This window comes from Rhodopirellula sp. JB055, assembly GCF_043100905.1.
In the GTDB taxonomy this organism is placed as follows: domain Bacteria; phylum Planctomycetota; class Planctomycetia; order Pirellulales; family Pirellulaceae; genus Rhodopirellula.
Window position 1 is genome coordinate 1 of sequence record NZ_JBICHO010000016.1, and the last position, 4320, is coordinate 4320.

At 57.7% G+C, this 4320-nt stretch carries 4 protein-coding genes and 1 pseudogene; 3 read left to right on the plus strand and 2 right to left on the minus strand.

The genetic code is table 11. From position 1 onward, the window contains the following. Together ACF8AM_RS00420 and ACF8AM_RS00425 are read left to right on the plus strand one after the other, a co-directional pair. Window positions 1–211: pseudogene (locus ACF8AM_RS00420) on the plus strand (scaffolding protein); the annotation flags it as partial. A 461-nt stretch (window positions 212–672) separates the two neighbouring features. After that, complete coding sequence (locus ACF8AM_RS00425) at window positions 673–1989, plus strand: FAD-binding oxidoreductase (RefSeq protein ID WP_392553728.1); 1317 nt, start codon at window positions 673–675, stop codon at window positions 1987–1989. 127 nt (window positions 1990–2116) lie between these two features. On the opposite strand, the gene ACF8AM_RS00430 is transcribed toward ACF8AM_RS00425, so the two are convergent. Further along, window positions 2117–2947 (minus strand): SDR family NAD(P)-dependent oxidoreductase, encoded by an 831-nt coding sequence (locus tag ACF8AM_RS00430; protein WP_392553729.1) that lies wholly within the window; start codon window positions 2945–2947, stop codon window positions 2117–2119. Beyond that, window positions 2938–3669, minus strand: a complete 732-nt coding sequence (locus tag ACF8AM_RS00435; protein ID WP_392553730.1) for an SDR family oxidoreductase — start codon at window positions 3667–3669, stop codon at window positions 2938–2940. The genes ACF8AM_RS00430 and ACF8AM_RS00435 overlap by 10 nt, the downstream gene beginning before the upstream one ends. Window positions 3670–3819: 150 nt before the next feature. On the opposite strand from ACF8AM_RS00435, the gene ACF8AM_RS00440 reads away from it, so the two are divergent. After that, a partial coding sequence (locus ACF8AM_RS00440; RefSeq protein ID WP_392553731.1) for a glutathione peroxidase occupies window positions 3820–4320 on the plus strand: 501 nt, incomplete at its 3' end.

Here is a 4320-nt window from a genome sequence, read left to right on the forward strand (position 1 = left end):
GGCACTCGCCCGCGTTTACACCAAAACGGGCCAGCATGAGGAAGCGATCGAGCACGGCAAGAAAGCGTGTGAGTTGGAACCCGACGACGCGTTCAACTTCACCGCCATGAGCGTCACGTACCAACGGGCTTGGGCGGGAACGCAGAACCAGGCCTACATCGCGGCCGCAGAAGACGCGATGGCGAGAGCCCAACAGCTCAACGCGATGTAGATCGCGTAGCCGGATTCGTCACTTTGGTAGCCGGATTCGCCAAGAATTCGGTCGTGACGAACCGCGACGCGTCAGGATTTGATTTGACGCAGAGAGACGCCAGGACGCAGAGACGCATGAGATCGCTCGAGAGAGGACGCGTTTCGACGGATTGGATCGCCCGGGACATCGCAAGAATGTTATCAACAACGGCGGACCCTCCGCGCCTCTGTGTCTCCCCGCCTTTGCGTCAAAGTTGTTCTCTGCCGCGTTCAGCGTTTCGGTGATCTGACGCCAGTGACGCACCTGCGAGTTTGCGTTGCCGTGGCTCAACCGATACAAGCGGCGTAAGCTGACCGGGAGTGTTGCGACTGCGCGGGATTCCAATCATCGCTGCGTGCATGCTCGCTCGCTGGAGCAACAAATTCACAGACGAACCTGTTGAATTTGATTGCTTCCGATTTTTGCCGAGCGTTTGAGCCGTGTCTCCATCGTTGTTTTTCGCCGCGATTTTTTGTGGAGGCTGTTTCCTTTTGTTCGTCGGTTGCGCTGATGCGATCGAAGAATGGGAATGGAAACGGCTGACGCGAAAACGGCTTCCCAAGCTTCGCAGCGGGAAAGCGTTTGAGGCAGCGATCGCAAAGTCGGTTGATCCGCCCGCCGAGTCGCCCAAGGCGGATGTGCCGAAGCACCCGAATCGGTGGAAGGGTTGGCGATCGGTGATGGTGCAGTCGATCAAGGACGAGTCGCCGGATTGTCGCTCGTTTGTGTTCGTGCCTCGTGACGGAGAACCATTTCCACCGTTCTTGGGCGGGCAATATCTGACGGTGCGATTGAATGATCCCGCGACTGGCAAGCATGTTTCGCGGTGCTACAGCCTTTCCAGTGGCCCCGACGAACCGCATTACCGAATCACGGTGAAACGAGTGCCCGGTGGCACGATGAGTAACCTGTTGCACGACACCATTGGTGTGGGCGATCAGATCGAGATCCAGCCACCAAAGGGCAAATTTCACTATTCCGTCGACGAGAGTCAGGTTCGCGATCCGCAGCCGTTGAATTTGATCGCGGCCGGCATCGGAATCACACCGATGTTGTCGATGATGTTTCAAAGTCTGAACGAGCGATCTGATCGCGAAGTCAACTTGTTCTATCAAGTTCGCAATGCGATCGACGCACCGTTCCTAACGCCGATTCGCGAGATCGCGAGAATGTTGGAGGAGACGACTGGGGTGCGCGTGCATCTGTGGTTCAGCCAACCTGAGGACGACGACCTGCAACCCGGTGATACGGTGGGGCGATTGTCAGCGGAACAAATTGTGGATCGACTCGGACATCATCGAGGCGAGTATTTGATTTGCGGTCCCGATGTGTTCATGAACGCGATCGCGGATGGGTTGGTCGAATGCGGTGCAGCAGCCGACCGAGTGATGTTCGAATCGTTCGGAGGCAAATCCAAGTCGGCGGGAGCCTTGGCCGTTCCGGCTTGCGATCCTTGTGCCGATGACGCGGGGACGGATGCGTCCGAATCAGACGATTCGGTTGGCTGGAGCGTCACGTTTCAAAACAGCAAGAAGTCGGCCTCGTTTGAGGCTGGGATGGACGGTCTGCTGGACGTGGCGGAATCGTTGGACGTGGAGGTTGATTCCGGATGTCGTTCAGGTGATTGCGGTGCGTGCGTTTGTCGTTTGGTTTCGGGGCAGGTGAAATACGCCGAGTCACCGGAATGCGATGTGGAAGACGACGAAGTGGTGTTGTGCGTCGCCAAACCAGTCAGCGAAGTCGTCATCGACGCTTGAGCTTGCCCCGTAGGCCAGGTTCCACCTGGCGATCCAGCCGATGCTTTGGCAAAAGCGAGGCGATCAATTTGGGTGGGGCGCGAGGGCGTTGTGGTTTGGCGTTTCACCATGCCAGGTGGGACCTGGCCTACGCGGTACTTTTGCTGAGCAGCCAATCGGCGAGTCGTGGCGAGACGGCGTTGATGGCCATCAGGACGCGGACTTTGGGCGGCATCACGATTTCGATTTTGCGATCTTGGATGCATCGAAGCACGGCCGCAGCAACTTGCTCAGGTGGCAATCCCTTCAGTTTGGCGCCACCGCCAGGTTGGGCCGCGGTCGCGGGCACGCCGGCCTTTTTGTCGGTTTGGTAGCGGTCGATCGGTTTATCATCGTCGCGGCGGATGGGGCCAGGGCAAACCACGCCGACATGGATTCCGTCCGCTTCCAATTCCATTCGAAGCTGACGCGAAAAACCGACCAAGGCATGTTTCGCGATGACGTAGCCACCGAGATATCGCGGGGCGACTCGGGACGCGAGTGAACCGAGATTGACGATCGCGCCGCGTGACTTTTTCAGTTCTTCGTAAGCGGCGCGGCTGCAGGTCCACGCGGAGACCACATTGTCGCGAAACAGCGATTCCAGTTCGGCTGGGTCACTGTTGATCAGCAGCCCACGGTCGCTGCGTCCGACGACATTGACCAACGCGTCGAGCGAACCAAAGCGGTCGATGTGTTGCTCAACCAGGGTTCGCATCGATTCGCGATCGCAGGCGTCTCCCGCGAACACATGGACGGATTCAGCCGCGTGTTCTTTCGACAGCGATTCGGCGGCGTCGTGAAGTCGGTCCGGGTTTCGGCCCAGCAACGTGACTCGATAGCCGGCGCGGAGCAGTTGGCGACAGACGTGCAGGCCCAAGCCAGCGGAAGCTCCCGTGACGATTGCGGAAGGAGCCTTTGGTTGCTGGGTCACACCCATTCTTGTGTGGTGGGTTTGATCACGATTTCGGGGACACAAGCACGTGGCGGCAGTTGGCAGATCGACAGCACAACCGAAGCGATGTCCTCGGGTTGCAGGATCGATTCTTTGTGCTCTTGGCTGACCGGAACCGGCCGGTTGTCCAGGATGGGCGTGTTGACTTCGCCGGGGTAAACGTTGGTGATTCGAACGCCTTCGTGACGGACTTCGTTGGCAACTGCGGTGCCCATCGCGGTCATCGCGAATTTACTGGCGCAGTAGACGATTCCGCCCAGCGTGATCGCTCGTTTGCCGGCGACAGATGAGATGTTGATGATCAGTCCATCGTGCCGGTCTCGCATGGCCCCGATGACTTGGTGGATGCAGCGGTAGGCACCGGTCGCGTTGATCCGGAGGACTCGGTCCCATTCGTCCGGATCCATTTCTGCCATGGTTCGTTTGGCGATGTTGATGCCAGCGCTGTTGACCAAGATGTCCACGTCGCCGTCGCTTTCGCGGATGTCTTTGAAAAATGTTTCGATGCTGTCGTTGTCAGCGACATCGATTGTGTGCGTGCGGACGGGGTGGGGCGAGTCGATCGAATCGGCGAGCTCTTGGAGGGGAGCCTCCCGGCGTCCGCCGATTGTGACTTTGGCGCCTGCCATGGCCAATTCGCGAGCGATTCCTGCCCCGATTCCGGTGCCTCCGCCGGTGATGGCAACGACTTTGTCTTTCAGGTTCATGGTGGATCGCAAGTGTGGGGGGATGGTTCAGTGGGGAGAAGCTCGATTTTCGAATTGCGGCTGGCATTTCGCAATCCCCCCTTGGCGAGACGGTTATAGTGACGAAGTTGACTGCCCCAATCCCACTTTCGTTTCTACACAGGAAAATCGATGACACGTTTTTTTCTTCTTTCGCTTGCCCTGGGTTGTTTGATGACCGCTTCTCAACCTGTTTCTGCCGCTGATTCCACCGCGGATCACGCATGCGTGTTGGCTCATGAAGCCGAAACGATTGAAGGCAAGGAAGTGGATTTGCACGATTACGAGGGCAAGGTTGTCCTGATCGTCAATGTCGCCAGCAAGTGTGGCTACACCAAACAGTACGCTGGATTGCAATCGTTGTACGAAGCTCACAAGGACGACGGGTTGGTCATTCTTGGATTCCCATGCAATCAGTTTGGTGGCCAGGAGCCAGGGACGAACGCAGATATCTTGGAATTCTGCAGCGCAAGGTACAACGTCACGTTCCCGATGATGAGCACGGTCGACGTCAACGGCGATGACGCGTCGCCGTTGTACAAGCAATTGACCAGCATTGAATCCAAGCCGGCAGGCAAAGGGCCGATCAGTTGGAACTTTGAAAAGTTCTTGATCGGACGAGATGGCCAAGTG

Excerpts from the sequence above, each read along its gene's own strand:
- ACF8AM_RS00435 (WP_392553730.1), bottom strand. The coding sequence starts at position 3,669 with ATGAACCTGAAAGACAAAGTCGTTGCCATCACCGGCGGAGGCACCGGA.
- ACF8AM_RS00430 (WP_392553729.1), bottom strand. The coding sequence starts at position 2,947 with ATGGGTGTGACCCAGCAACCAAAGGCTCCTTCCGCAATCGTCACGGGA.